The sequence below is a fragment of the Stenotrophomonas sp. Steno-Z10-BAI genome (assembly GCF_056393115.1).
The window spans coordinates 105746-126741 of the sequence record NZ_JBWJOZ010000005.1 but is presented as its reverse complement, the minus strand read 5'-3'; the positions used below and the strand labels follow the sequence as shown (position 1 = coordinate 126741).

General features: G+C 67.2%; 21 protein-coding genes. 11 read left to right on the top strand and 10 right to left on the bottom strand.

Going from position 1 to position 20996, the window contains the following annotated elements:
* The first annotated feature begins 327 nt into the window (after positions 1–327).
* Genes AC06E9_RS13760 through AC06E9_RS13735 form a run of 6 tightly spaced genes read left to right on the top strand, consistent with a single transcriptional unit; the run spans position 328 to position 6265 of the window.
* Positions 328–3156, top strand: a complete 2829-nt coding sequence (locus AC06E9_RS13760) for a monovalent cation/H+ antiporter subunit A (RefSeq protein ID WP_152150905.1) — start codon at positions 328–330, stop codon at positions 3154–3156.
* On the top strand, positions 3156–3539 hold the full coding sequence (locus AC06E9_RS13755) for a Na+/H+ antiporter subunit C (protein ID WP_019185295.1): 384 nt from the start codon (positions 3156–3158) through the stop codon (positions 3537–3539). The genes AC06E9_RS13760 and AC06E9_RS13755 overlap by 1 nt, the downstream gene beginning before the upstream one ends.
* Positions 3536–5071: a monovalent cation/H+ antiporter subunit D gene (locus AC06E9_RS13750; RefSeq protein WP_121040638.1), complete on the top strand. Its 1536-nt coding sequence runs from the start codon at positions 3536–3538 to the stop codon at positions 5069–5071. The genes AC06E9_RS13755 and AC06E9_RS13750 overlap by 4 nt, the downstream gene beginning before the upstream one ends.
* Positions 5068–5574 carry a Na+/H+ antiporter subunit E gene (locus tag AC06E9_RS13745; RefSeq protein ID WP_121040640.1) on the top strand — a complete coding sequence of 169 codons (507 nt, stop codon included), beginning with the start codon at positions 5068–5070 and terminating at the stop codon, positions 5572–5574. Before AC06E9_RS13750 ends, AC06E9_RS13745 begins: the two co-directional genes overlap by 4 nt.
* Positions 5571–5855 (top strand): K+/H+ antiporter subunit F, encoded by a 285-nt coding sequence (locus AC06E9_RS13740; RefSeq protein WP_070472350.1) that lies wholly within the window; start codon positions 5571–5573, stop codon positions 5853–5855. Before AC06E9_RS13745 ends, AC06E9_RS13740 begins: the two co-directional genes overlap by 4 nt.
* Complete coding sequence (locus AC06E9_RS13735) at positions 5852–6265, top strand: Na+/H+ antiporter subunit G (protein ID WP_121040642.1); 414 nt, start codon at positions 5852–5854, stop codon at positions 6263–6265. The genes AC06E9_RS13740 and AC06E9_RS13735 overlap by 4 nt, the downstream gene beginning before the upstream one ends.
* Positions 6266–6340: 75 nt before the next feature.
* Here AC06E9_RS13735 and AC06E9_RS13730 read toward each other — a convergent pair whose 3' ends face one another.
* A complete protein-coding gene (locus tag AC06E9_RS13730) occupies positions 6341–7297 on the bottom strand; it encodes a sodium:calcium antiporter (protein WP_121040644.1) in 957 nt (318 codons plus the stop codon).
* Between the two features lie 100 nt (positions 7298–7397).
* Positions 7398–7979: a hypothetical protein gene (locus AC06E9_RS13725; protein WP_478056298.1), complete on the bottom strand. Its 582-nt coding sequence runs from the start codon at positions 7977–7979 to the stop codon at positions 7398–7400.
* A 157-nt stretch (positions 7980–8136) separates the two neighbouring features.
* Here AC06E9_RS13725 and AC06E9_RS13720 point away from each other — a divergent pair, with 157 nt between their 5' ends.
* Entirely contained in the window at positions 8137–8622 is a 486-nt protein-coding gene (locus AC06E9_RS13720) for a hypothetical protein (RefSeq protein WP_478056236.1), read from the top strand.
* A gap of 7 nt (positions 8623–8629) precedes the next feature.
* Here the strand turns inward: AC06E9_RS13720 and hmgA are convergent, their stop codons facing one another.
* Both hmgA and hppD read right to left on the bottom strand, forming a co-directional pair.
* Positions 8630–9931 carry a homogentisate 1,2-dioxygenase gene (gene hmgA / locus AC06E9_RS13715; RefSeq protein WP_478056235.1) on the bottom strand — a complete coding sequence of 434 codons (1302 nt, stop codon included), beginning with the start codon at positions 9929–9931 and terminating at the stop codon, positions 8630–8632.
* 106 nt (positions 9932–10037) lie between these two features.
* Positions 10038–11108: a 4-hydroxyphenylpyruvate dioxygenase gene (gene hppD, locus AC06E9_RS13710; protein ID WP_121041316.1), complete on the bottom strand. Its 1071-nt coding sequence runs from the start codon at positions 11106–11108 to the stop codon at positions 10038–10040.
* Positions 11109–11280: 172 nt separating this feature from the next.
* Here hppD and AC06E9_RS13705 point away from each other — a divergent pair, with 172 nt between their 5' ends.
* Complete coding sequence (locus AC06E9_RS13705) at positions 11281–11769, top strand: MarR family winged helix-turn-helix transcriptional regulator (RefSeq protein ID WP_088433561.1); 489 nt, start codon at positions 11281–11283, stop codon at positions 11767–11769.
* Positions 11770–11793: 24 nt separating this feature from the next.
* Here the strand turns inward: AC06E9_RS13705 and AC06E9_RS13700 are convergent, their stop codons facing one another.
* From AC06E9_RS13700 to AC06E9_RS13680, 5 genes are all read right to left on the bottom strand, one after another.
* Positions 11794–12930 carry a hypothetical protein gene (locus AC06E9_RS13700; protein WP_121040652.1) on the bottom strand — a complete coding sequence of 379 codons (1137 nt, stop codon included), beginning with the start codon at positions 12928–12930 and terminating at the stop codon, positions 11794–11796.
* A 121-nt stretch (positions 12931–13051) separates the two neighbouring features.
* Positions 13052–13660: a thioredoxin family protein gene (locus AC06E9_RS13695; protein WP_121040654.1), complete on the bottom strand. Its 609-nt coding sequence runs from the start codon at positions 13658–13660 to the stop codon at positions 13052–13054.
* 8 nt (positions 13661–13668) lie between these two features.
* Positions 13669–15171 (bottom strand): peptide MFS transporter, encoded by a 1503-nt coding sequence (locus AC06E9_RS13690; protein WP_121040656.1) that lies wholly within the window; start codon positions 15169–15171, stop codon positions 13669–13671.
* 243 nt (positions 15172–15414) lie between these two features.
* Positions 15415–16293 (bottom strand): tryptophan 2,3-dioxygenase, encoded by an 879-nt coding sequence (locus AC06E9_RS13685; RefSeq protein WP_121040658.1) that lies wholly within the window; start codon positions 16291–16293, stop codon positions 15415–15417.
* Positions 16294–16364: 71 nt separating this feature from the next.
* Positions 16365–17003 (bottom strand): NAD-dependent epimerase/dehydratase family protein, encoded by a 639-nt coding sequence (locus tag AC06E9_RS13680; RefSeq protein ID WP_152150892.1) that lies wholly within the window; start codon positions 17001–17003, stop codon positions 16365–16367.
* Between the two features lie 132 nt (positions 17004–17135).
* On the opposite strand from AC06E9_RS13680, the gene AC06E9_RS13675 reads away from it, so the two are divergent.
* From AC06E9_RS13675 to AC06E9_RS13665, 3 genes are read left to right on the top strand one after another with little or no spacing between them, the layout of a single operon-like run.
* Complete coding sequence (locus tag AC06E9_RS13675) at positions 17136–18698, top strand: GGDEF domain-containing protein (RefSeq protein ID WP_152150890.1); 1563 nt, start codon at positions 17136–17138, stop codon at positions 18696–18698.
* 45 nt (positions 18699–18743) lie between these two features.
* Positions 18744–19268, top strand: coding sequence for an RNA polymerase sigma factor (locus tag AC06E9_RS13670; protein ID WP_282261767.1), 525 nt, complete (start codon positions 18744–18746; stop codon positions 19266–19268).
* Positions 19269–19278: 10 nt separating this feature from the next.
* Positions 19279–19938, top strand: coding sequence for a hypothetical protein (locus AC06E9_RS13665; RefSeq protein WP_121040666.1), 660 nt, complete (start codon positions 19279–19281; stop codon positions 19936–19938).
* Positions 19939–19950: 12 nt separating this feature from the next.
* Here AC06E9_RS13665 and AC06E9_RS13660 read toward each other — a convergent pair whose 3' ends face one another.
* Positions 19951–20862: a DUF808 domain-containing protein gene (locus AC06E9_RS13660; protein ID WP_121040668.1), complete on the bottom strand. Its 912-nt coding sequence runs from the start codon at positions 20860–20862 to the stop codon at positions 19951–19953.
* Between the last annotated feature and the right edge of the window lie 134 nt (positions 20863–20996).

Genomic DNA, 20996 nt, shown 5'->3' with positions numbered 1-20996 from the left:
CAGCAGTCCACGCCGGACCGTCCAGCATCGTGCCCAGTGACCTTTCGAGCGACGGTCACCGTTCATCTTCGTGCACATCCACGCGGTCCCGCAGGCCCTGCGACGACTGGTTCCAGACCCGTTTCGACGGGCGCCGGGAGGCCACAGTCGGCAAAGTCGCCAGCGGGTCTCCATACGGCCGCCGACGCGCCCGAATGGGACCGCGCGCCGCCCTGAAAAAATGAATCAGCGCACGTTACATGCAATTGAGGGCGTATTCGGGTGTATCGGCAGCAATTGCCTGCCTGTTAGACTGAACGACCTGCTCGTGAATCCCGCATTCCCTGCATGAATCCTAGTCTGCTCCTGCTGCTCGCCCTGCCCTTCCTGATGGCAGTGGCCGTCGCTTCATTCCGCCGCACCTCCCGCTCCACGGCCGCCTGGGTAGCCGCGGCCGCTCCGCTGGGAGGACTGGCGCTGTTGGCGACGATGACCCCGGCCATCATGGACGGCGGGATCGTCCGCAGCTACGGGGAGTGGATACCGCAGATCGGCCTGGCCTTCTCGCTGCGCCTGGATGGCCTGGCCTGGATGTTCGCCGGGATGGTGCTGGCGATCGGCGCATTGGTGGTGATGTACGCCCACTACTACCTCAGTGCCCGCGACAGCGCCCACCGCTTCTACTGCTACCTGCTGCTGTTCATGGGCGCCATGCTGGGCATGGTGCTCTCGGGCAACCTGTTGCTGTTGATGGTGTTCTGGGAAATGACCAGCATCAGCTCGTTCCTGCTGATCGGCTTCTGGTCGCACCGCCAGGATGCCCGCGAGGGCGCCCGGATGGCCCTGGTGGTCACCGGCGGCGGCGGTCTGGCGCTGCTCGGCGGCGTGCTGCTGATCGGCCGCATCGTGGGCAGCTTCGAGCTGGATGCGGTGCTCGCCGCCGGCGATCTGATCCGCGCCAGTTCGCTGTACCCGTATGCCCTGTTCCTGGTCCTGGCCGGCATCTTCACCAAGAGCGCCCAGTTCCCGTTCCACTTCTGGCTGCCGCACGCGATGGCCGCGCCGACGCCCGTCTCGGCCTACCTGCATTCGGCGACGATGGTCAAAGCCGGCGTGTTCCTTCTGGCGCGGTTGCACCCGGCGCTGGCCGGGACCGATCTGTTCTTCTATACGGTCAGCGGCATCGGGGCGATCACCCTGCTGATCGGCGCCTGGAACGCGATCTTCCAGCATGACCTCAAAGGCCTGCTGGCCTATTCGACGATCTCCCATCTGGGCCTGATCACCATGCTGTTCGGCCTGTCCACGCCGATGGCGGTGGTGGCCGGCGTGTTCCACATCCTCAACCACGCCACCTTCAAGGCCTCGCTGTTCATGGCCGCCGGCATCATCGACCATGAAACCGGCACCCGTGACATGCGCAAGCTGGGCGGGTTGCGGCGGTTGATGCCGATCACCAGCGCGCTGGCGATCATCGCCTCGCTGGCGATGGCCGGTATTCCGCTGCTCAACGGCTTCCTGTCCAAGGAAATGCTGTTCGCCGAAGCGCTGACCGCGGGCGGCCCGGAAACCATGCGCGTGGTGATGTCGATCGCCGCGCTGCTGGCCGGCGTGTTCGGCGTGGCCTACAGTCTGCGCTTCGTGCACGACACCTTCTTCGGCAACGGCCCACACGATCTGGACCGCGTCCCACATGAGCCGCCGCGCTTCATGAAGGTGCCCGTGGAGATCCTGGTCGTGGTCTGCGTGGCCGTCGGCGTCGCCCCGGCGATCACCATCGCCCCGGTGCTGCATGCGGCCGCCTCCTCGATCCTGGGCGCGGCAATGCCGGCCTACAGCCTCTCGGTCTGGCACGGCTTCAACACCCCGTTGATGATGAGCATCGCCGGCGTGATCGGCGGTATCGCGCTGTACTTCGGCCTGCGCCGCCTGATCAACCTGCATGCGGTGGTCAGTCGCAGCATCGGCCGCAATATTTTCCACAAGCAGCTGGACCTGGTGTTCGGCTTCGCCCACCGCCTCACCCAGGGCCTGGCCAACGGCAGCCTGCAGCGCATGCTGATGGCGCTGGTGGTGGTGGCGATCATCGTCGCCGTGGCACCGTTCGTGGCCAATCCGGCCTCGCCCAACTGGCCCTCGCCGCAGCCGATCCCGCTGTTGGGCTGGGCCCTGTGGCTGGTGATGATGGCCTGCGCGCTGGGCGCACTGTTTGTCTACCGGCAGCGCCTGCTGGCGGTGCTGGTGGTCGGCGGCGTCGGCCTGATGGTGTCGCTGACCTTCGTGTTCCTCTCCGCGCCGGATCTGGCCCTGACCCAGCTGCTGGTGGAGATGGTCACCCTGGTGCTGATGCTGCTGGGCATGAACTACCTGCCGATCCAGTCGCCACCGGAGAAGTCGGTCTGGCGCAAGCGGCGCGATGCGGTGATCGCGATCGTCGCCGGTGGCGGCCTGGCCGCGATGGCCTACACCGCCATGACGTTGCCGCCCAACACCATGGCCGGCGAACTGCTGGCGCGTGCGCTGCCGGAAGCCTATGGGCAGAACGTGGTCAACGTGATCCTGGTCGACTTCCGTGGCTTTGATACCTTCGGTGAAATCACCGTGTTCGGCATCGCCGCGCTGGTGGTGCACGCCATGCTGCGCCGCTCGCGGATGGCGCCGGAACAGATCATGCCCGGCCCGCCGATCAAGCTGCCCGTACCGGCCGATCTGGCCCAGATCATGTTCCCGCTGACCCTGACCGTCTCGATCTTCCTGTTCCTGCGCGGCCACAACGCGCCCGGCGGCGGCTTCATCGCCGGCCTGGTGCTGGCCGTGCCGCTGCTGATCCAGTACGTCATCCAGGGCACCACCTCGGTGGAATCGCGCTTCGGCTTCGATTACATCCGCTGCATCGGTGCCGGCCTGCTGATCGCCATCCTCAGTGGCTGCGCGTCGATGCTGTTCGGCGTGCCGTTCCTGACCAGCGGCCATCTGGACCTGCACATTCCGCTGATCGGCGAGGTACCGCTGGCCAGCGCGATCGGCTTCGATACCGGCGTGTACCTGGTGGTATTTGGTGGCGTGATGCTGATGCTCTCGATGATGGGCACGATCAAGCCCTCGCGCACCCGCAATGCCCGTAAAGGCGAAATCGATCCCAACCGCCGTTCGGCAAAAACCGGGGAGATGCACTGATGGAACTGGCTCTGGCAAGCGCCATCGGCGTGCTGAGCGCGATCGGCATCTACCTGTTGCTGCGCGCGCGCAGCTTCGATGTGATCCTCGGCATGACCTTCCTGTCGTATGCGACCAACCTGCTGATCTTTGCCGGCGGCCGGCTGGTGCAGGGCAAGGCGCCGGTGCTGCGTGAGGGCATCGACAGCGATCTGGGCAACTACACCGATCCGCTGCCGCAGGCGCTGGTGCTGACTGCCATCGTGATCGCGTTCGCGATGACGGCGGTCAGCATCGTGCTGGCGATGCGCAGCCGCAGCGACAACCACAGCGACCACGTAGACGCGCACGAAGAAGAAGAGCTTCCCGCCGATACCGCGCCGGGCCGGGAGGGCGGCGCATGAACCATGCGGTGATCCTGCCCATCCTGATTCCGCTGTTCGGCGCGGCCTGCTCCCTGTTCGTCGAGCATCGCCGCTACGGGCCGAAGGTGCAGCGCACGGTGGCGTGGACCACGCTGACCGCGCTCGCCGCAGCCGTCGCGCTGCTGTTCGCGCAGACCGCTGACGGCAGCATCGCGGTGTACCTGCTGGGTGACTGGCCCTCGCGGCTGGGCATCGCGCTGGTGGCCGACCGCCTCTCGGCATGGATGCTGGTGACCACACTGCTGCTGGCCATCCCTTGCCTGCTGCACGCCTGCTCGGGCTGGGACCGCCGCGCGCCGCACTTCCATGCCTTGTTCCAGTTCCAGCTGGTCGGCCTCAACGGCGCGTTCCTGACCGGCGATATCTTCAATCTGTTCGTGTTCTTCGAGGTGATGCTGATCGCCTCCTACGGCCTGCTGCTCAGCGGCGGGCGCGGCCTGCGCATGCGCATCGGTCTGCACTACGTGGTGTTCAACGTCACCGCCTCCACCCTGTTCCTGATCGCACTCGGCCTGCTGTACGCCTCGCTGGGCTCGCTCAACATGGCCGAACTGTCGCAGCGCATCGCTGAAGTGCCGGCCTCGCACCTGACCCTGGTCAAGGCGACGATGGGGCTGTTGCTGCTGGTGTTCTGCAGCAAGGCCGCGCTGATGCCGCTGTACCTGTGGTTGCCCGAAGCGTATGCGCGTGCGCCGGCCGCTGTGGCCGCGCTGTTCGCGATCATGACCAAGGTCGGCCTGTACGCGGTGCTGCGGGTCAGCACCCTGTGGTTCGGCGAGGGTGCCGGCCCGATGGCCGGCTACGGCAGCGAATGGCTGCTCTGGGCCGGTGTGGCCACCCTCGTGCTGGGCGGCCTGGGCGTGCTCGCTGCGGCACGCCTGCGCGTGCTGATCTCCTACCTGGTGGTGGTCTCGGCGGCGACGCTGTTCATCGCGTTCTCGGTGCGTACGCCCGAAGTGCTCTCGGCCGGCCTCTACTACCTGCCGCACAGCACCTTCGTGGCCGCCGCGCTGTTCCTCATTGCCGATCTGATCCGCCGCCGCCGCGGCGGTGCCAGCGATCGCAAGGAAGTCATCGCGCCGATGCCGGGCAAGGAAACGCCGGCGGTGCTGTTCCTGATCGGTGCGGTGTCGGTGGCGGGCCTGCCGCCGTTGTCCGGCTTCCTGGCCAAGGCTGCGCTGCTGGCCGGCATGCCGGCGCAGTACACCTGGGCGGTGTGGGCCGCGGTGCTGGGCAGCAGCCTGATGGTCATCGTCGGCCTGACCCGTGGCGGCATCCGCCTGTTCTGGCGCGTGCCGGTGGTCGAAGAAGGCGCACCCAAGCCGCGCAAGGCGCCGACGCGCACCGTGGAATTGTTCGCCGCCGCGCTGCTGCTCAGCTATGGCATCGCGATGAGCGTGTTCGCCGGCCCGCTGATGCAGCACACCGATGCGATGGCCACCCAGTTGCTGCAGCCCCAGGACTATGTGGGTGAACTGCGCGCCACCACGCCGGAGATCCGCCAGCCATGACGCGCAAGCCTTCCCTGTACAAGCGCATTCTGCCCTCGCCTTCGCTCAGCGTGATGGTCGTGGCGTTCTGGCTGTTGATGTCCGACAGCTTCACCCTGGGCCAGTTCGTGCTTGGCATGATCCTGGGCGTCGTGGTGCCGCTGTTCGCCGCCCGGCTGGACCGCGAGTTCGCGCGGATCGGCTCGCTCAAGCCCCTCCCCAAACTGTTGTTCGTGACCCTGTGGGACATCCTGATCTCCAACATCCGGGTGGCGATCCAGGTGCTGGGGCCGGAGCGCCGCATCCACCCCGGTTTCATCTGGCTGCCGCTGGATATCGCCAACATCCACGGCATCGCCGCGCTCACCAGCATGATCACGTTGACCCCGGGCACGGTCTCGGCCGCGTTGTCCGATGACCGCAGGTATCTGTTGGTGCACGTGCTGCATCTGGATGATCCGGATGAACTGGTCCGGCAGATCAAATCCCGCTACGAAGCCCCGCTGATGGAGATTTTCCCATGACCGGATACATGTTCATCCAGACCACGATGGTGGTGTGCATGCACGTGGTCGGCTTGGCCATGCTGCTGGCCACCTGGCGCCTGCTGCGCGGCCCCACCGTGCCCGATCGCATCCTTGCGCTGGACACCTTGTCGGTGACGGCCATCGCTGAACTCATGTTGTTCGGCATGTACCTCAACTCGGCGGTGTATTTCGAAGCCGCGCTGATCATCGCCATGCTCGGCTTCGGCAGCACGGTGGTGCTGAGCAAGTTCGTGCTGCGCCGGGACATCGTCGAATGATCACCTTCATCCAGATCGTGCTGTCGATCCTGCTGCTGTTCGGCTGCTTCTTCATCCTGGTCGGCGCGCTCGGCCTGGTGAAGCTCTCCACCTTCTTCAAGCGCCTGCACGCACCGACCAAGGCCAGCACGCTGGGCGTGGGCTGCGTGCTGGTCGGCTCGGTCTGTTATCACATCTTCCTCGGCGAAGACCCGCAGCCGCGTGAGCTGCTGATCACCGTGTTCCTGTTCATCACTGCACCGATCAGTGCGCACATGATGGCCAAGGCCGCGTTGTCGCTGCTGATGGAAACCCGGCCGGACCTGCCGGGCCACAAGACCGCCAAGGAAGAACAGTTGCCGCCGCCGGAGCCGCGCCATCCGGGCGACACCGAGGGTGCCAAGGCCCCCGTTTCCCGGGACAGCCAGTAGAGCCGACCGCTGGTCGGCTGCAGGCATCCTGCCGGAGGGCAGCCGACCCACGGCCGGCGCTCCGTAGTGCGACGTTCAGCCGCCCCAGACCAGCGCCAGTTCCAGTGCCACCCACCCCAGGAACGCCACCACCAGCACCGCGCCTTCGCGCCGGCTGATGGTCAGGTCACCGCGCAGCATCGGGTAGAGCACCAGCACGAAGGCGATCGCCGCCGGCAGCTCCAGTTTCACGAACGATCCGGGCAGCGCCAGCGGGCGCAATGCGGCCATGCCGCCGACCACCACCAGCAGGTTGAACAGGCTCGAGCCGATCACGTGGCCCAGCACCATGTCGCCCTGACCACGCCGGGCGGCGGCAATGGCTGCCGCCACTTCGGGCAATGCGGTGCCGATCGCCACCGGCAGCAGGCCGACCAGCAACGGTGACCAGCCCAGCCCGGCGCCAAACACCGGCGCGGCCTGCACGATCCAGCGCGCGCCGAAATAGAGGCACACACCCGCGAACAGCAGCCGCAGGAGGTTGAGGAACAGTCCCGTGCGGGTCATGGCGTAGCCGGCGATGCCCTCACGCACCGGCTCCACTTCCAGCCGCGCGCGGCGCAGCAGGAACACCAGCAGGCCGACAAAGGCGAGCAGCAGCACGGCCCCTTCCCAGCGTGCGATCACGCCATCCAGGCCGAACAGGATCAGCAGCGCACTGGCGGCGGCAAGACACACCAGCAAGGGCGAGAGCAGCCGCGCACGGACCAGCAGCGGCGCAGCGAGCGCCGCCAGGCCCAGGGTCAGGCCGAGGTTGACGATGTTGCTGCCCACCGCATTGCCCAGCGCGAGTTCTTCCGCGCCGACCACGAAGGCACGGGCGTTGACCACCAGCTCCGGCAGCGAGGTGCCGAAGGCCACCAGCAGCAACCCGGCCACGAACGGCGACGCGCCGAAGCGCTGGGCCAGACCCGAGGCGGCCCGGACGATGGAGTCGCCGCCCAGTGCCAACAGCACCAGGCCCAGCAAGAACCAAACAGTGGCAGCGATCATCTGGTGCTCCCCGGTGACAGATGTGGGCCGATTCTAGGGCCAGCCCACGCCAAACAGTGAAGGCCCGCCCCGGCCCTGTGGCCGGCGCGGTGCCGATGGCTCAGGAGCAGCCTTCCACGTAATCGACCTGCGGGGTCTTGCCGACCCGCCAGGCGGTCACATTGCCATCGCCGTTGATCTCGAAGTTGACCAGCGCGCCGCCCTCGGTGGCCGGGCGCACGCGCAGGTTGTGGCCCTGCTCGTCGTACTTGTGCGGGGTCAGGTCGCCGCGATCCGGGTACAGCGTCTGCAGCTGGCCGAGCGACATGCCGACCTTGCCGCCACCGGGGGCGACGATGCGGTCGTTGCGCACGTCGTACCGGACCAGACGCTTGCCTTCGATCATGAAGATCACGTCTTCGGCCTGCGCGCCTTCCGGCCGCAGCGCATGGCAGTAATCGTCAGGGACGTCGCCCTGCAGGGGTGTCTTCCAGGCTGCCCGGACCTCGTCCAAGGTGCTGCCCAGCGCCACCGAGCCGTAGCCATCCAGCCGTGCCGGACCCTGCGTCACCGTGCCCGGGGCCGCCGTGGCAGGCGCTGCCGGCGCGGTGTCCGCCGCCGGTGCAGGCACGGCCGCCTCGGCATCGGCCGACGGCGTCTCCGGCGTGCGCTCGCACGCGGCCAAGGCCAGCACCATCCCCACTGCCATCACGCTTCCCAGCTGTCTCATGCCTGCATCCTCCCGGTGAATGGGCGCAGCCTAGCGCGAGCGCCGTGTGGGCGGCATGCACAGTGTCGCTGTCATCCGCGTTTCACCTGCCGCGTTCAGGCTCGGCCTGCACCGCATCGACCCCGCCCCCATGCAACCGCAGAAGACCGACCTCGCCCGCACCGCCCTGCAGGCCCACCGCGCGCCCCTGGACATGCGCCAGCGCCGGCTGTTGATCCTGTGCGACGGCCAGCGCGACCTGGTGCAGCTCGGCCAGCTGGTGGGTCCGGAAACCCCGGCGATGGTGATCCAGCTGATCCAGAGCGGGTATCTGGTGTTGAGTGCGGTGACACCGACCGCGGTGCCGGTGCCCGTGACCGAACGCCGCCGCTCGCTGGTGGCCGCCCGCATCTATCTGCTGGACATCCTGGAACTGCAGCGTCATCCGCAGGCAGCAGCGCTGTTCCACACCCTGCAGCAGGCCCGCAGCGACGACGCCGTCATGGCGGCGCTGCAGACCGCATTGGACGTGCTGCCAGGCCTGACCTCCACCGGCTATGCCGAGCGGGTCCGGCAGCAGTTGCTGGAGGTGCTGCCGAAGGAGCATGCCGAGCGCTTCCAGATCGCGCTGGTTTGAGCCTGCGTCAGCCCGAGAAATTCGCCTTCAATCCCTGCCAGCAGTGCTGGTACCCGCGCTGGCGATGCGCCGCGTCCATCGCCTGTGCGGTGGGGCGGATCACGCCGCGGGTTTCGAACATGAAGGCCATGGTGTCCTTGATCACGTCCGGCCTGCTCAGGTCGGCCGCGGAGGCCTTTTCGAAGGTCGCCGCATCCGGGCCATGGCCGCTCATGCAGTTGTGCAGCGAGGCACCGCCGGGCACGAAGCCTTCGGCCTTCGCATCATAGGCACCGTGGATCAGGCCCATGAATTCGCTGGCGATGTTGCGGTGGAACCACGGCGGGCGGAACGTGTTCTGCGCGACCAGCCAGCGCGGCGGGAAGATCGCGAAGTCCATGTTGCTGGTGCCCGGCGTGTCGCTGGGCGAATGCAGCACGAGGAAGATCGAGGGATCGGGATGATCGTGGCTGATCGAGCCGATCGTGTTGAAGCGGCGCAGGTCGTAGCGGTACGGCGCGTAGTTGCCGTGCCAGGCGACCACGTCCAGCGGCGAATGATCGATATCCGCGCGCCACAGCTGGCCCTGGAATTTGGCAATCAGTTCGAACGCGCCATCGATGTTCTCGAACGCGGCATGCGGCGTTTCGAAGTCACGCGGATTGGCCAGGCCGTTGGACCCGATCGGGCCCAGGTCGGGCAGCTTCAGCAGCGCGCCGAAGTTCTCACAGACGTAGCCGCGCGCGTCGCCATCGGGCAGTTCGACACGGAAGCGCACGCCACGCGGGATCACCGCGATCTGCTGCGGCTCGATCTCGATCACGCCCATTTCGGTGAGCAGGCGCAGGCGGCCGAGCTGCGGCACGATCAGCAGCTCGCCATCGGCGTTGTAGAAATAGCGGCCCTGCATGTCGCGGTTGGCGGCATACAGGTGGATGCCGACGCCGCCGTGGGCGTCCGGCGAGCCATTGCCGCCCATGGTGTACAGCCCTTCGATGAAATCGGTGGGCGTGCCAGGCAGCGGCAACGGATCCCAGCGCAGCTGGTTGGGCGAGACCGCGCCCTGCGCGACGTCGCCGTGCAGGTGCGGCTGGCTAAAGGGGGTGAACTCGCCGTGGGTCACCGCGGGGCGGATGCGGTACACCCAGCTGCGGCGGTTGCTCCCCCGCGGCGCGGTGAACGCGGTACCGGACAGCTGCTCGGCATACAGACCATGGGCGACACGCTGCGGCGAGTTCTGCCCCACCGGCAGTGCACCCGGCACCGCCTCGGTGGCGAACTCGTTGCCGAAACCGGTCTGATAGCCGCGCGATGACATCGGGTTGTTCATGGTCCTGCTCCGCCGGGGGCGTGGATGGCAAGGGAATACGGCCGATGGCACCCGCGCGGGCGCGGATGCCACCGTTGAAGCGTAACGCGGGTGGCGGCCGAGTGCCTTACAGCACGCCGCGCTTCATCTGGTCGCGCTCGATGCTTTCGAACAGCGCGGTGAAGTTGCCTTCGCCGAAGCCTTCGTTGCCCTTGCGCTGGATGATCTCGAAGAAGATCGGGCCGATGCAGTTGGTGGTGAAGATCTGCAGCAGTTTGCGCTGCTTTGTCTCCGGGTCGGCATCGATCAGGATCTTGTTCTTCGCCAGTCGGGCCACGTCTTCACCGTGGTTGGGCACGCGCATGTCGATCACATCGAAATACGTGTCCGGCGTATCCAGGAACTCCACGCCCTGGGCGCGCATCGCCTCCACGGTGTCGTAGATGCTCTCGGTAAAGCAGGCGATGTGCTGGATGCCCTCGCCCTTGTAGGCGTCGAGGTATTCGTTGATCTGGCTCTTCGGATCGGACGATTCGTTGAGCGGGATGCGCACGATGCCGTCCGGGGCGGTCATCGCCTTGGACACCAGGCCGGTCTTGAGGCCCTTGATGTCGAAGTAGCGGATCTCGCGGAAGTTGAACAGGCGCTCGTAGTAATCCGACCACTGCTGCATGTTGCCGAAGTACAGGTTGTGCGTCAGGTGGTCGATGAAGGTCAGCCCGAAGCCCTTCGGGCGCGGGTCCACACCCTCGATCGGCGCGTAATCGGTATCGAACATGCTGCCGTTGGCGCCGTAACGGTCGACCAGGTACAGCATGCAGTCGCCGATGCCCTTGATGATCGGGGCGGCGACGGCGCGGGTCTCGGGCTTGAAGTCGATCGCTTCGGCACCGTTGCCCAGGGCCATCTGGTAGACCTCATCGCCCGGCTTCTTGAAGCGGATGGCGAAACCGCAGGCGCACGGGCCGTGCTTCTCGGCGAAGTCCGATGCGAACGAATCCGGCTCTTCGTTGACCAGGAAATTCACGTCGCCCTGGCGATAGACCGTGATCGCACGCTGCTTGTGGCGCAGCACGGCGGTGAAGCCCATCTTGCGGAAATAGTCGTGCAGTTCCGCGCCACGGCCGGCCGGGGCGGCGAACTCGACGAACTCGAAACCATCGATGCCCATCGGGTTTTCGAAGGTGGTGACCTGCATGCCCGGATCGGGTGCGAAGGACGCGGTGCTCGTTTGGCTGGTCATGCTGTGGCTCCAAAGCAGTCCGCATCGGAAAAAACCAGGTGCGGTAGGAAGGCAGACCCGCGAGAATGCGGAGTCCGGAACGTAGGTTATAGTTTCACATGAAACCACCATCAAGGTGCACCGCAGCATGAGCCCGCCCGATCCCAGCAGTCACAGCATCCGCGCATCGCACGCCCTGCTCGATCTGGAGCAGTTCCTGCCGTACCGGCTGAGCGTTCTGTCCAACCGCGTCAGCGGCAACATCGCCAAGCTGTACGGCGACCGTTATGGCCTGGCGATCCCCGAGTGGCGGGTGATCACGGTCCTGGCGTTGTATCCGGGCTCGTCGGCCAGCGAGGTGTCCGATCGCACCGCGATGGACAAGGTCGCGGTCAGCCGCGCCGTGGCCAGACTGCTCGAACGGGGCTTCATCAAGCGTGAAACCCATGGCGATGACCGCCGCCGCTCGGTGCTGGCGCTGTCGGCGGCCGGATTCGAGGTGTACGAGACCATCGCGCCGCTGGTGATCGACATCACCCGCAAGCTGATGTCCGTGCTCAGCGAGGACGAAGAACAGATGCTGGAGACGCTGATCCTGCGCCTGGCCGGGGAAGGCCTGCAGCGGATGGACGAGTAGCCAGCGACCGTTGGTCGTTGCGGCTCAGCTCAGGTGCTTGCGCCGCGCATGCACCCACGGCGCGGCCAGCGCGCCGATGGCACCGCCGGCAAACCCCAGCGAGGCGGCCACGGCGGCCGCTTCGATCGCACCCGGCAGAGCCAGCGCGGCGACCACCAGCAGCAGCGATGGCAGGCCGATGAAGGTGGCCATGAAGTAGCGCCAGCGCGGTGACCACGTACCGACCTGGAGCAGGCTGACCGGCATCCAGGCTTCGCCTGAGGCGTCCTGGGCAACCTTCGCGGCCACCTTGCCCAGGTCCGCTTCGACCGGCCCCTTGCCACCACGCGCGGCAGCCAGCATCGCGGCCACCTCGTCAACCGCCGGGAAGCTGGTCGGCCAGGTCTGCGGGGCGTTGACCCCGTAGGCAGTCAGCAGCGGCACGCTGATCCAGGGTGCCAGCAAGGGCCGTACCTTGCGGCGGTCCATCACGCACCAGATCTGGGTCATGCCATGCGCGGTGACGCTGTACAGCGCCAGCTGCGCCGCCGCCGGATAAGGCAGCAGGTGCACGCGGGCGGCCATGCTGTCGTAGCCCATCTCACGCAGGAAGCCCGGGCGGGTACGTCCCTCGTGCGCCCAGGCCAGGCCGAGCGCGCCGACCAGATACACCTCGGCCGGATCCTTCGTGCCGGCGGTGGCGCGGTCATCGCTGGCCAGGAAGAACGCCAGCGATTTGGGTTCGGCGACATCGAGCTGGTCCCAGCGCCCGGCGTCGCCCAGCACATGTTTGAGCGGCAGGCGCGCCGGGGCGGTTTCGTCCTTGCTGGCGTTCTGCAGGAACGGCACCACGCTCAGCACGAAGCCCTGCAGGTCCACGCCGCGCAGGCCGCTGCCCTGCCACTCGGCCGGGATCAGGCCGGGCAGCGTGCCCTGGCGTGCCAGCGTGTCCAGCTGCGCCTTCTGCTCCACCAGTTTCTGCACGGCCGCCTTGAGCAGCACGTTGTCGGGCACGGAGACCATCGGCAGGCGGTAGCGGATCGCGCCCGGCGCCGGCGTGTCGGCCTCCAGCGCATCGGGTGCGGTGTGGTCATCGAGCAGCACATCGACCGGCGGCAGGCTCACGCCGGCCGGCGCATCAAGAGAGACTTCGGTGGTGCTGTCGCTGGTGCCCGGCTGCATGCGTCGATTCCGTCGGTTGTCCGCCACGAACAGCGCGGCATGAGGTCCTTGGGGGTAGCGGCAGGGCAGCGGACAAATTGAGGGCAAAAAAAAAGCCGCGGAATCCGCGGCCTTTTCCAGATCACGACGCTTTGGGTGGCGCCCATTGCTTCATGAAGGCGAAGAAGCGGCCACGGTCGTAGCCCTTCTTCTGCCCCTTGTCCGCTTCCAGCTCACCGGTGAACTGCGAATGCAGCAGCGTGCCGTCGGCATCGAGCACGAACAGGTGCGGGTAGCCCTTCACTGGCGGGAACTGCGACAGGAACGCCGCGTTCTCGTTCTCTTCGCTGTAGTTGACCTTCATCCAGACATAGTTCGCATCGCGGAAGCGGCGGATCTCCGCATCCCCTTCGATGAACCCATCCATCAGATGGCACCACGGGCACCACTCACCGCCCACATCCAGGATGATCCGCTTGCCCCCGCGCTGGGCCTCGACCTTGGCCGTGGCCAGATCGGCGACCGGATCGCGGGCGGGATCGAACTGGGCGTTGAGCGCCGCGATCGCGGCGATGTCCGCCGCGGCCGGGGTGTTGCCCGAGGCCACCGGTGCGCCGGGATCGGCGACCGGGGCCTTCTGCTCGGACGTATCCAGCGGCTGCGCAGGCGCCGCGGTAGGCGCCGACGACGGCGAACAGGCGGCCAGCAGGCCGGCCACGATCATCGACATTCCCGCGGCTTTCATGCGCATCGCCTTCCTCACTTGACGCCGTGCATCAGCTTGTTGATCAGCGGGGCGACCAGGAACAGCACCACGCCGGAGATGATCAACGCCCAGAAGCCGAACGTGTAGCCCTTCAGCGCCGATTCCACGGTCATGCCGCCTTCGCCGCTGACCACGCCGGCGAAGATGCCCGACATGTTGTTGCCGATGCCGGTGGACAGGAACCAGCCACCCATGCCGAAGCCAACCAGGCGCACCGGGGCCAGCTTGGTCACCATCGACAGGCCGATCGGCGACAGGCACAGCTCACCGACGGACTGGATGACGTAGACCATGAACAGCGTCCAGAACGGAATCTTGCCATCGACGACCATGCTCGACAGGGCGACCATCAGCAGCGCGAACGCCGCACCGTTGAACAGCAGGCCCAGGCCGAACTTGCGCGGGATCGACGGGTTGGCGCGGCCCAGCTTGATCCAGATCCAGGCAATGATCGGGGCCAGGGTGATGATCGCCACCGAGTTGACCGACTGGAACCAGGCGGTCGGGAATTCCCAGCCGCCCAGGTTGCGGTTGACGATGTTGTCGGCCAGGAAGGTGAACGAGCTGCCGGCCTGTTCGAAGAACATCCAGAACATCACGTTGAAGGTGAAGATGATCAGCATCGCGATCACGCGGTCGCGCTGGACCTTGCCTTCGCGGATGCCTTCAACCAGCAGCAGGATCGCCAGCGCGATGAACATCGCGCCCAGGATCCAGGCCAGCGCGGTGGCGCCGGTGGAGAGCAGGAAGAACGCGATCGGGATCGCCACGATCGCACCGATGAACACCATCACGATGCGGCCATAGCCCTCTGCACCGGCCGGCGGGGCGCCGATGCCCTTCAGGCCGGCGCGGCCAACGTAGAACCAGGCCAGGCTGATCAGCATGCCGATGCCCGAGGCGATGAAGACCATCTTGTAGGACGGCATCGCCTGGGTGCCGAACACGCGCTCGGCCAGGTACTGGGTCAGCACCGGGGCGATCATCGCGCCGATGTTGATGCCCATGTAGAAGATGGTGAAGCCCGAATCGCGGCGCTCATCCTTCAGGCCGTACAGCTTGCCGACCATGGTGGAGATGTTCGGCTTGAACAGGCCGTTGCCGATGATGATCGTGGCCAGGCCCAGTTCGAAGATTTCCTTGTTGGGCATGGCGACCATGAACAGGCCGGCGGCCATGATCACCGCGCCGGTCAGGATCGAGCGTTGGTAGCCCAGCACCCGATCGGCGACGTAGCCACCGAAGATGGCGGCGGCGTACACCAGCGCCAGATAGGCACCGTAGGTCCGGCTGGCGGCGGCCTGGCCGGCCGAATCACCGTCGAAGAACTGCGCGACGATGTACAGCACCAGGGCCCAACGGATGCCGTAGAACGCAAAGCGTTCCCAGAATTCGGTCATGAACAGCATCCACAACGGGCGCGGATGGCCCAGCGTGGTCTTGAACTCCGGCAGCGCCGGATCGGGAACGGATTTCGCGGCGGCGTCTACGCTCATGCGGGATTCCTGGGTTCGGTGGAAGACATGCACGTCCGATGTGCGAAAGCAGCGCGGGAGAATCCCAGACCAACCACGTTCACGTCAAATACACGCTGATGTGGACCGCTGGCAGCATGGTCGCTGAACTTGCATCTGCAACTTCCGGGCAAAACCCGGCAGCGCAGCAACGGCGGGGCCTGCCGCACCGTACGGCGGATGCGGCAGGTAAATATGAATAGGCTTATTGCGGCCGATGCCGGATCAGGCGTCCGGCGGCATCGGGTCGTCGTTGCGGATCGTGGTGCGCACCTGGAACAGCTCCGGGAAGAAGGTCAGTTCCAGCGCCTGGCGCAGGAAGCCGACCCCGCTGGAGCCGCCGGTGCCGCGCTTGAAGCCGATCACCCGCATCACGGTGCGCATGTGGCGGAACCGCCACAGCTGGAAGGCCGTCTCCAGATCGACCAGGTCCTCGCACAGCGCGTATTCGCGCCAGAAGCGGTCGGTGTTCTGGTAGATCCGCTCGAACACCGGGTGCAGCGCATCGTCGGCCACGTGCGGCTGTTGCCAATCGCGCCCTTGATAGCCGGCCGGGACCGGATGGCCGAAGCGGGCCAGGTAGCGCAGGAACTCCTCGTACAGGCTGGGGGCATCAAGCACCTCCTGCAGTTGGGCCTGGCCGGCCGGGTCGTGCGAGAACACCTGCAGCATCTGCGCGTTCTTGTTGCCCAGCAGGAACTCGATGTAGCGGTACTGCAGCGACTGGAAGCCCGACGACGGGCCCAGCACATCGCGGAAGCCCATGTATTCGGAGGGGGTCAGCGTCTCCAGCACCGACCACTGCTCGGTCAGCTGGCGCAGCACCTGCTTGCTGCGCGCCAGCACCTTCTGGCATTGCCAGACCTCGTCGCGCTTGAGGTGAGCGATCGCCGCGCGCAGCTCGTGCCCCAGCAGCTTCAGCCACAGCTCGGAGGTCTGGTGCTGGATGATGAACAGCATTTCGTCATGGTGCGGCGGGTTGGACAGCGGCTGCTGGGCCGACAGCAGCTGATCCAGGCGCAGGTAGCCGCCGTAGGTCAGCCGCCCCTCCAGATCGGTGTGGATACCAGCTTCGAGATCGCGTTGGTTCTTGTCGACGGACATGGCAGGGACCGCTAAAGGGGCTGAAAGGGTAGCGCAGTGGCCGGGGGGCCGCGCATCCGGCCGTCAGCGGCTCAGCGCGCCGCCAGATCGGCCGAACCCACGATCCTGACGCCGGGCGTCGGCACCAACGCCGCCTCGACCAGCGCGGCGGCAATCGTCCCGGCCGGATTGATCCGCCAGGCGCGCGGCAGGACCGGACCGAGCACCCCCAGCACCACGCTGGCCAGATGCTCGCCGGTGCGCCGCTCGGCACGCTCGCCCCCGATCAGCCCGGGGCGGACCAGGGTCAGGGAGGGGTAGCCCAGCTCCCGCAGGTCCTGCTCCAGCCGGCCTTTGACCTGGTTGTAGAAGAGCCGCGCGCCCGCATCGGCGCCCATCGCCGAGTTCAACGCGAAGGCATGCGCGCCGCGGGCGCGTGCCTGCTGTGCCACGGCCAGCGGAAAATCATGGTCGACCCGTGCGAACGCCTCCTGGCTGCCGGCCTGTTTGATCGTCGTACCGAGCGCGCAGATCACGGCATCCACCGCCCACCAGTCGGCCTCGCCCGGCAACTGTGCGAAGTCCACCACCGGGTTGAGCAGCGCTGCATCCGTGGTATCCAGCGCGCGGCGGGTCGGGGCGATCACCGCATCGCAACGGGGGTCGTCCAGTAGTTGCCGCAGCACATGACTGCCGACCAGTCCGGTCGCCCCCACCAGCATCACCTTCATCGCACTCTCCTGCCGTCGCCGTGCTTACCATCCTGCCATGCATGACCGGTTCAAGGCCGGCCCCACTGCGCCGATACTGTTCCCACCTCTCCACCGCTCCGGCTCCGGCCGTGCCCTGCAAGGATCTGCCGCATGACGGACCCGCACGACGCTCCCCCCAGCCCCGGCACCGCCGTCGGGCGGCTGCTGTCGCGGCGGCAGAGCGTGGGCACAGGGGTGGAGGCCGCCAGCGAGCCGGCGCCCGGCCCCAAGGGGGGCAGCAGCGCGATGCTGCAACGGTTGTTCGCCGGCATCGATGCGCCCGAGCCGCTGCTGGCCGCGTTCGCCAATGGCATGTCCACCCTGCCCGGCGAGCTGGGCGACATGGGCCTGCGCCTGCAGTCGGCGCAGCGCAGCGCGGATTGGGTCAGCTATGGCCGCGCGATGCGCCAGCTGATCGACAAGTACATCCGCACCATCGAACAGGAGACCCCGGATGGCCAGCCCGACAGCCTGCGCCTGCGCGAGCTGCTGCGGCATACCGTCGGGGTGACCGTGGCCAGCCTGCTGCAGAACATGCCCGAACTGCGCGAGGAGCCGGTGCAGCTGGCCGGTGAACTGCGCCACTGGCATCCCGGCCAGCCGCTGCAGCCGATCGAACAACGGCTGCGCGAGCTCTCGCACCAGATCGGCGTGCGCAGCGATGGCTGGCAGGAACAGCAGGAGCTGCTGCTGAGTCTGTTCGATCTGCTGTTGGACAACATCAGCGAGCTGCTGGATGACAGCAGCTGGCTGCACGGCCAGGTCCACGCGGTGCGTTCGCTGATCGGCGGCCCGCTGGATCGCGATTCGGTCGAACAGGCGCGTGCCAACCTGCGCGAGGTGATCTACAAGCAGGGGCTGCTCAAGCAGGGCATCGTCGAATCCAAGGCGGCGATGAAGAACGTCATGGGGGGCTTCATCGAGCGCCTGGACGGCATGGCGGTGAGCACGGGCGAATACCATGACCGGATCAGCAGCTACGCGCTGGCCCTGAAGGAAGCGCGCAGCATCGCCGACCTCAACCAGTTGCTGCAGGACGTGCTGCAGGACACCGGCCGGGTGCAGGATCAGGCCCTGCAGGCGCGCGACCACCTGGGCAATGCACGCCGTGAAGTGGAACAGGCCGAACAGCGCATCGCCGAGCTGGAGCAGGAGCTGCGCGAGGTCTCCGGGTTGATCCGGACCGATCCGCTGACCGGTGCGCTCAACCGCCGCGGTCTGGATGAGCTGCTGGAGCGCGAACTGGCGCGTGCCGCCCGCCACGGCCATCCGCTGGCGCTGGCCCTGCTGGACCTGGACGATTTCCATCAGACCAATACCCTGCATGGCCATGCCGGTGGCGATGCGGTGCTTCGCCACCTGGTGACCGTCTGCCAGCTGCACCTGCGCAGCAGCGATGCCATCGCCCGGCTCGGCGGCGATGAGTTCGTCCTGCTGCTGCCGGAAACACCTGCAGCGGACAGCATGTCCACCCTGCTTCGGCTGCAGCGCTCGTTGGCGCAGCGGCCGCTGCCGCTGGACGAACAGCGCGTGCCGGTGCATTTCAGCGCCGGGCTGGCGCAATGGCAGCCGGGCGAGCCAGCCGAGGCGCTGCTGCGGCGTGCCGATGCGTCGCTGTATGCGGCCAAGCGGGTCGGCAAGAACCGCGTACTGGCGGCCGAGCCACCGCGCTGAGCCCGCGCCCGTGATATTCCGCGCACCGGCGCGAATCACCCGGGTATGGACATGACACGGCCCGCTACCGACATTGATCTGCGCCCGCGCTTCGCCGCGCTGCTGGAGCAGCACCGCGGCATCGTGCTGAAGGTGGCGCGCGGCTATTGCCGTCACCCCGAGGATCGGCTCGATCTGGTCCAGGAGATCAGCGTGCAGGCGTGGGCGGCATTCGAGGAATTCGACCCGGCGCGGGCGCGCTTCTCGACCTGGCTGTACCGGCTTGCGCTCAACGTGGCGATCTCGCAATGGCGCCGGCAGCAGCATCGGCAGCGCCACCACGCCGCGCTGGACGACGACCTGCCCGCCGCGGACGACCGTGCACCCCCCGAGCAACGCCATGCCCTGCATCAGCTGGAGGTGGCCATCCATGCGCTGCCGCCACTGGACCGTGCCCTGATGCTGCTGCACCTGGACGATCACGACCACCGGCAGATCGCCGAGGTGCTGGGCATCAGCGTCGCCAACGTCTCCACCCGCCTGCACCGCCTGCGCCAGCAACTGCGCACTCGCCTGAACCCCGCCGACTGAGAGCCCCGCCATGCAACCGGATGACCTCAAGCACCTGTGGAACAGCGTCGGCACCCCCACCGATGCGCAGGAAACCTTCGCGCTGGAAGCGTGGCGCAGCCATCGGCAACGCAGCGTTCAACGCCAGCTCGGCCTCTTCAGCCTGTGGCAGGGGCTGCAACTGGTGGTCTGGCTGGCCGTGGCGGTGTACTGCGGCAGCCAGTGGTGGCAGCAACCTCCGTTGGCGGTGATGCTCAGCGCGTTGGCGCTGCATGCCTATTGCATCGCGGTGATCATCGCCAGCATCACCCGCCTGCATCGCCGCCGGCAGTTGCAGCCGACGCAGACGGTGCTGGCGCAATCGCAGCAGCTGGCCGCGCTGCGTCGCCACACCGCGCTGACCGAGCTGCTGCTCGGCCTGCCGTGGTGCTGGCTATGGTTGGCCGTGCCGGTGCTGGTGGCCTGGCAGGCCTGGGGCGTGGATCTGGGCGCCTTTGCCGCGCCGTGGCTGCTGGCCTCGCTGGGCGCGGGGACGCTGGCCATGCTGGCCGCCTTGATCCTTGCCCGCCGCTGGGCCCAGCGCGCACCGGCCTCGCCGTGGCTGCAGCGCGTGATCGATGCGCTGTCCGGCCGCCGGCTGGCCCACGCACACGCCGAGCTGGAGGCCCTGCGCGGCTGGGAGCCGGCCTGATGGGGTCGCCCCTCAGTGCGCGGGCTTGGCCCCGCGCAGCTTCTGGAACCCGGTCACCGCCGCCAGGACCACCGCGCCGATCACCACGCCGACGATCACGTTGCCCAGCGCGTTGATCAACCAGCCCCAGCTGCCATCGCCGCCCATTGCCAGAATGGCGTGGTGCAGCGGCGCGATGCTGTGCACCAGGATGCCGCCACCGACCAGGAACATCGCTGCGGTACCGGCCACCGAGAGGAACTTCATCAGCCACGGTGCGGCCACCAGCAGGCCCCGGCCGACCGCCGCCAGCGCCGCGCCCTTGCGCGACAGGTACAGGCCCAGATCGTCCAGCTTGACAATGCCGGCGACCAGGCCGTAGACAAACACCGTCATCGCCAGCGCGATCACCACCAGCGCGCTGACCTGGTTGAGGAACGGCGCGCTGGAGACCACGCCCAGCGACAGCACGATGATCTCGGCCGACAGAATGAAGTCGGTGCGGATCGCGCCCTTCACCTTGTCCTTCTCCCACGCGACCATGTCCACCTTCTCGTCGGCCAGGGCCTTGGCCCGCTCGGCCTTGCGCTGCTCGTCCTCATCGCGCGAATGCAGGAAGCGGTGCGCCAGCTTCTCCACGCCCTCGTAGCAGAGGAAGGCGCCACCGATCATCATCAGCGGGGTGATCGCCCAGGGCAGCCAGGCGCTGATCGCCAACGCGGCCGGCACCAGGATCGCCTTGTTGACCAGCGAGCCCTTGGCCACCGCCCACACCACCGGCAGCTCACGGTTGGCGCTGACGCCGGTCACCTGCTGCGCGTTCAGCGCGAGGTCGTCGCCGAGCACGCCGGCGGTCTTCTTCGCCGCCACCTTGGTCAGCACCGACACATCGTCCAGCAGGGACGCAATGTCATCGAGCAACGCGAACAGACTGGCACCGGCCATGGTGGATCCAAAGGAGGAAGCGGGAGCGCCGATTCTGACCGATCCGGCCCCTGTCGCGGTAGCGGGGGCGGATTCACCGGCCCACCACTGCCACCCGGCCACACTGCCGGTGATCGTCGCCCCGGAGTCCTGCT

What these genes read in the sequence shown, in the direction of transcription:
- AC06E9_RS13660 (WP_121040668.1), bottom strand. Translation starts at nt 20,862, where the DNA reads ATGGCCGGTGCCAGTCTGTTCGCGTTGCTCGATGACATTGCGTCCCTG.
- AC06E9_RS13740 (WP_070472350.1), top strand. Translation starts at nt 5,571, where the DNA reads ATGACCGGATACATGTTCATCCAGACCACGATGGTGGTGTGCATGCAC.
- AC06E9_RS13755 (WP_019185295.1), top strand. Translation starts at nt 3,156, where the DNA reads ATGGAACTGGCTCTGGCAAGCGCCATCGGCGTGCTGAGCGCGATCGGC.
- AC06E9_RS13730 (WP_121040644.1), bottom strand. Translation starts at nt 7,297, where the DNA reads ATGATCGCTGCCACTGTTTGGTTCTTGCTGGGCCTGGTGCTGTTGGCA.
- AC06E9_RS13735 (WP_121040642.1), top strand. Translation starts at nt 5,852, where the DNA reads ATGATCACCTTCATCCAGATCGTGCTGTCGATCCTGCTGCTGTTCGGC.
- AC06E9_RS13680 (WP_152150892.1), bottom strand. Translation starts at nt 17,003, where the DNA reads ATGAAGGTGATGCTGGTGGGGGCGACCGGACTGGTCGGCAGTCATGTG.
- AC06E9_RS13670 (WP_282261767.1), top strand. Translation starts at nt 18,744, where the DNA reads ATGGACATGACACGGCCCGCTACCGACATTGATCTGCGCCCGCGCTTC.
- hmgA (WP_478056235.1), bottom strand. Translation starts at nt 9,931, where the DNA reads ATGAACAACCCGATGTCATCGCGCGGCTATCAGACCGGTTTCGGCAAC.
- AC06E9_RS13745 (WP_121040640.1), top strand. Translation starts at nt 5,068, where the DNA reads ATGACGCGCAAGCCTTCCCTGTACAAGCGCATTCTGCCCTCGCCTTCG.
- AC06E9_RS13665 (WP_121040666.1), top strand. Translation starts at nt 19,279, where the DNA reads ATGCAACCGGATGACCTCAAGCACCTGTGGAACAGCGTCGGCACCCCC.
- AC06E9_RS13675 (WP_152150890.1), top strand. Translation starts at nt 17,136, where the DNA reads ATGACGGACCCGCACGACGCTCCCCCCAGCCCCGGCACCGCCGTCGGG.
- AC06E9_RS13700 (WP_121040652.1), bottom strand. Translation starts at nt 12,930, where the DNA reads ATGCAGCCGGGCACCAGCGACAGCACCACCGAAGTCTCTCTTGATGCG.
- AC06E9_RS13690 (WP_121040656.1), bottom strand. Translation starts at nt 15,171, where the DNA reads ATGAGCGTAGACGCCGCCGCGAAATCCGTTCCCGATCCGGCGCTGCCG.
- AC06E9_RS13685 (WP_121040658.1), bottom strand. Translation starts at nt 16,293, where the DNA reads ATGTCCGTCGACAAGAACCAACGCGATCTCGAAGCTGGTATCCACACC.
- hppD (WP_121041316.1), bottom strand. Translation starts at nt 11,108, where the DNA reads ATGCAGGTCACCACCTTCGAAAACCCGATGGGCATCGATGGTTTCGAG.
- AC06E9_RS13720 (WP_478056236.1), top strand. Translation starts at nt 8,137, where the DNA reads ATGCAACCGCAGAAGACCGACCTCGCCCGCACCGCCCTGCAGGCCCAC.
- AC06E9_RS13750 (WP_121040638.1), top strand. Translation starts at nt 3,536, where the DNA reads ATGAACCATGCGGTGATCCTGCCCATCCTGATTCCGCTGTTCGGCGCG.
- AC06E9_RS13760 (WP_152150905.1), top strand. Translation starts at nt 328, where the DNA reads ATGAATCCTAGTCTGCTCCTGCTGCTCGCCCTGCCCTTCCTGATGGCA.
- AC06E9_RS13695 (WP_121040654.1), bottom strand. Translation starts at nt 13,660, where the DNA reads ATGCGCATGAAAGCCGCGGGAATGTCGATGATCGTGGCCGGCCTGCTG.
- AC06E9_RS13705 (WP_088433561.1), top strand. Translation starts at nt 11,281, where the DNA reads ATGAGCCCGCCCGATCCCAGCAGTCACAGCATCCGCGCATCGCACGCC.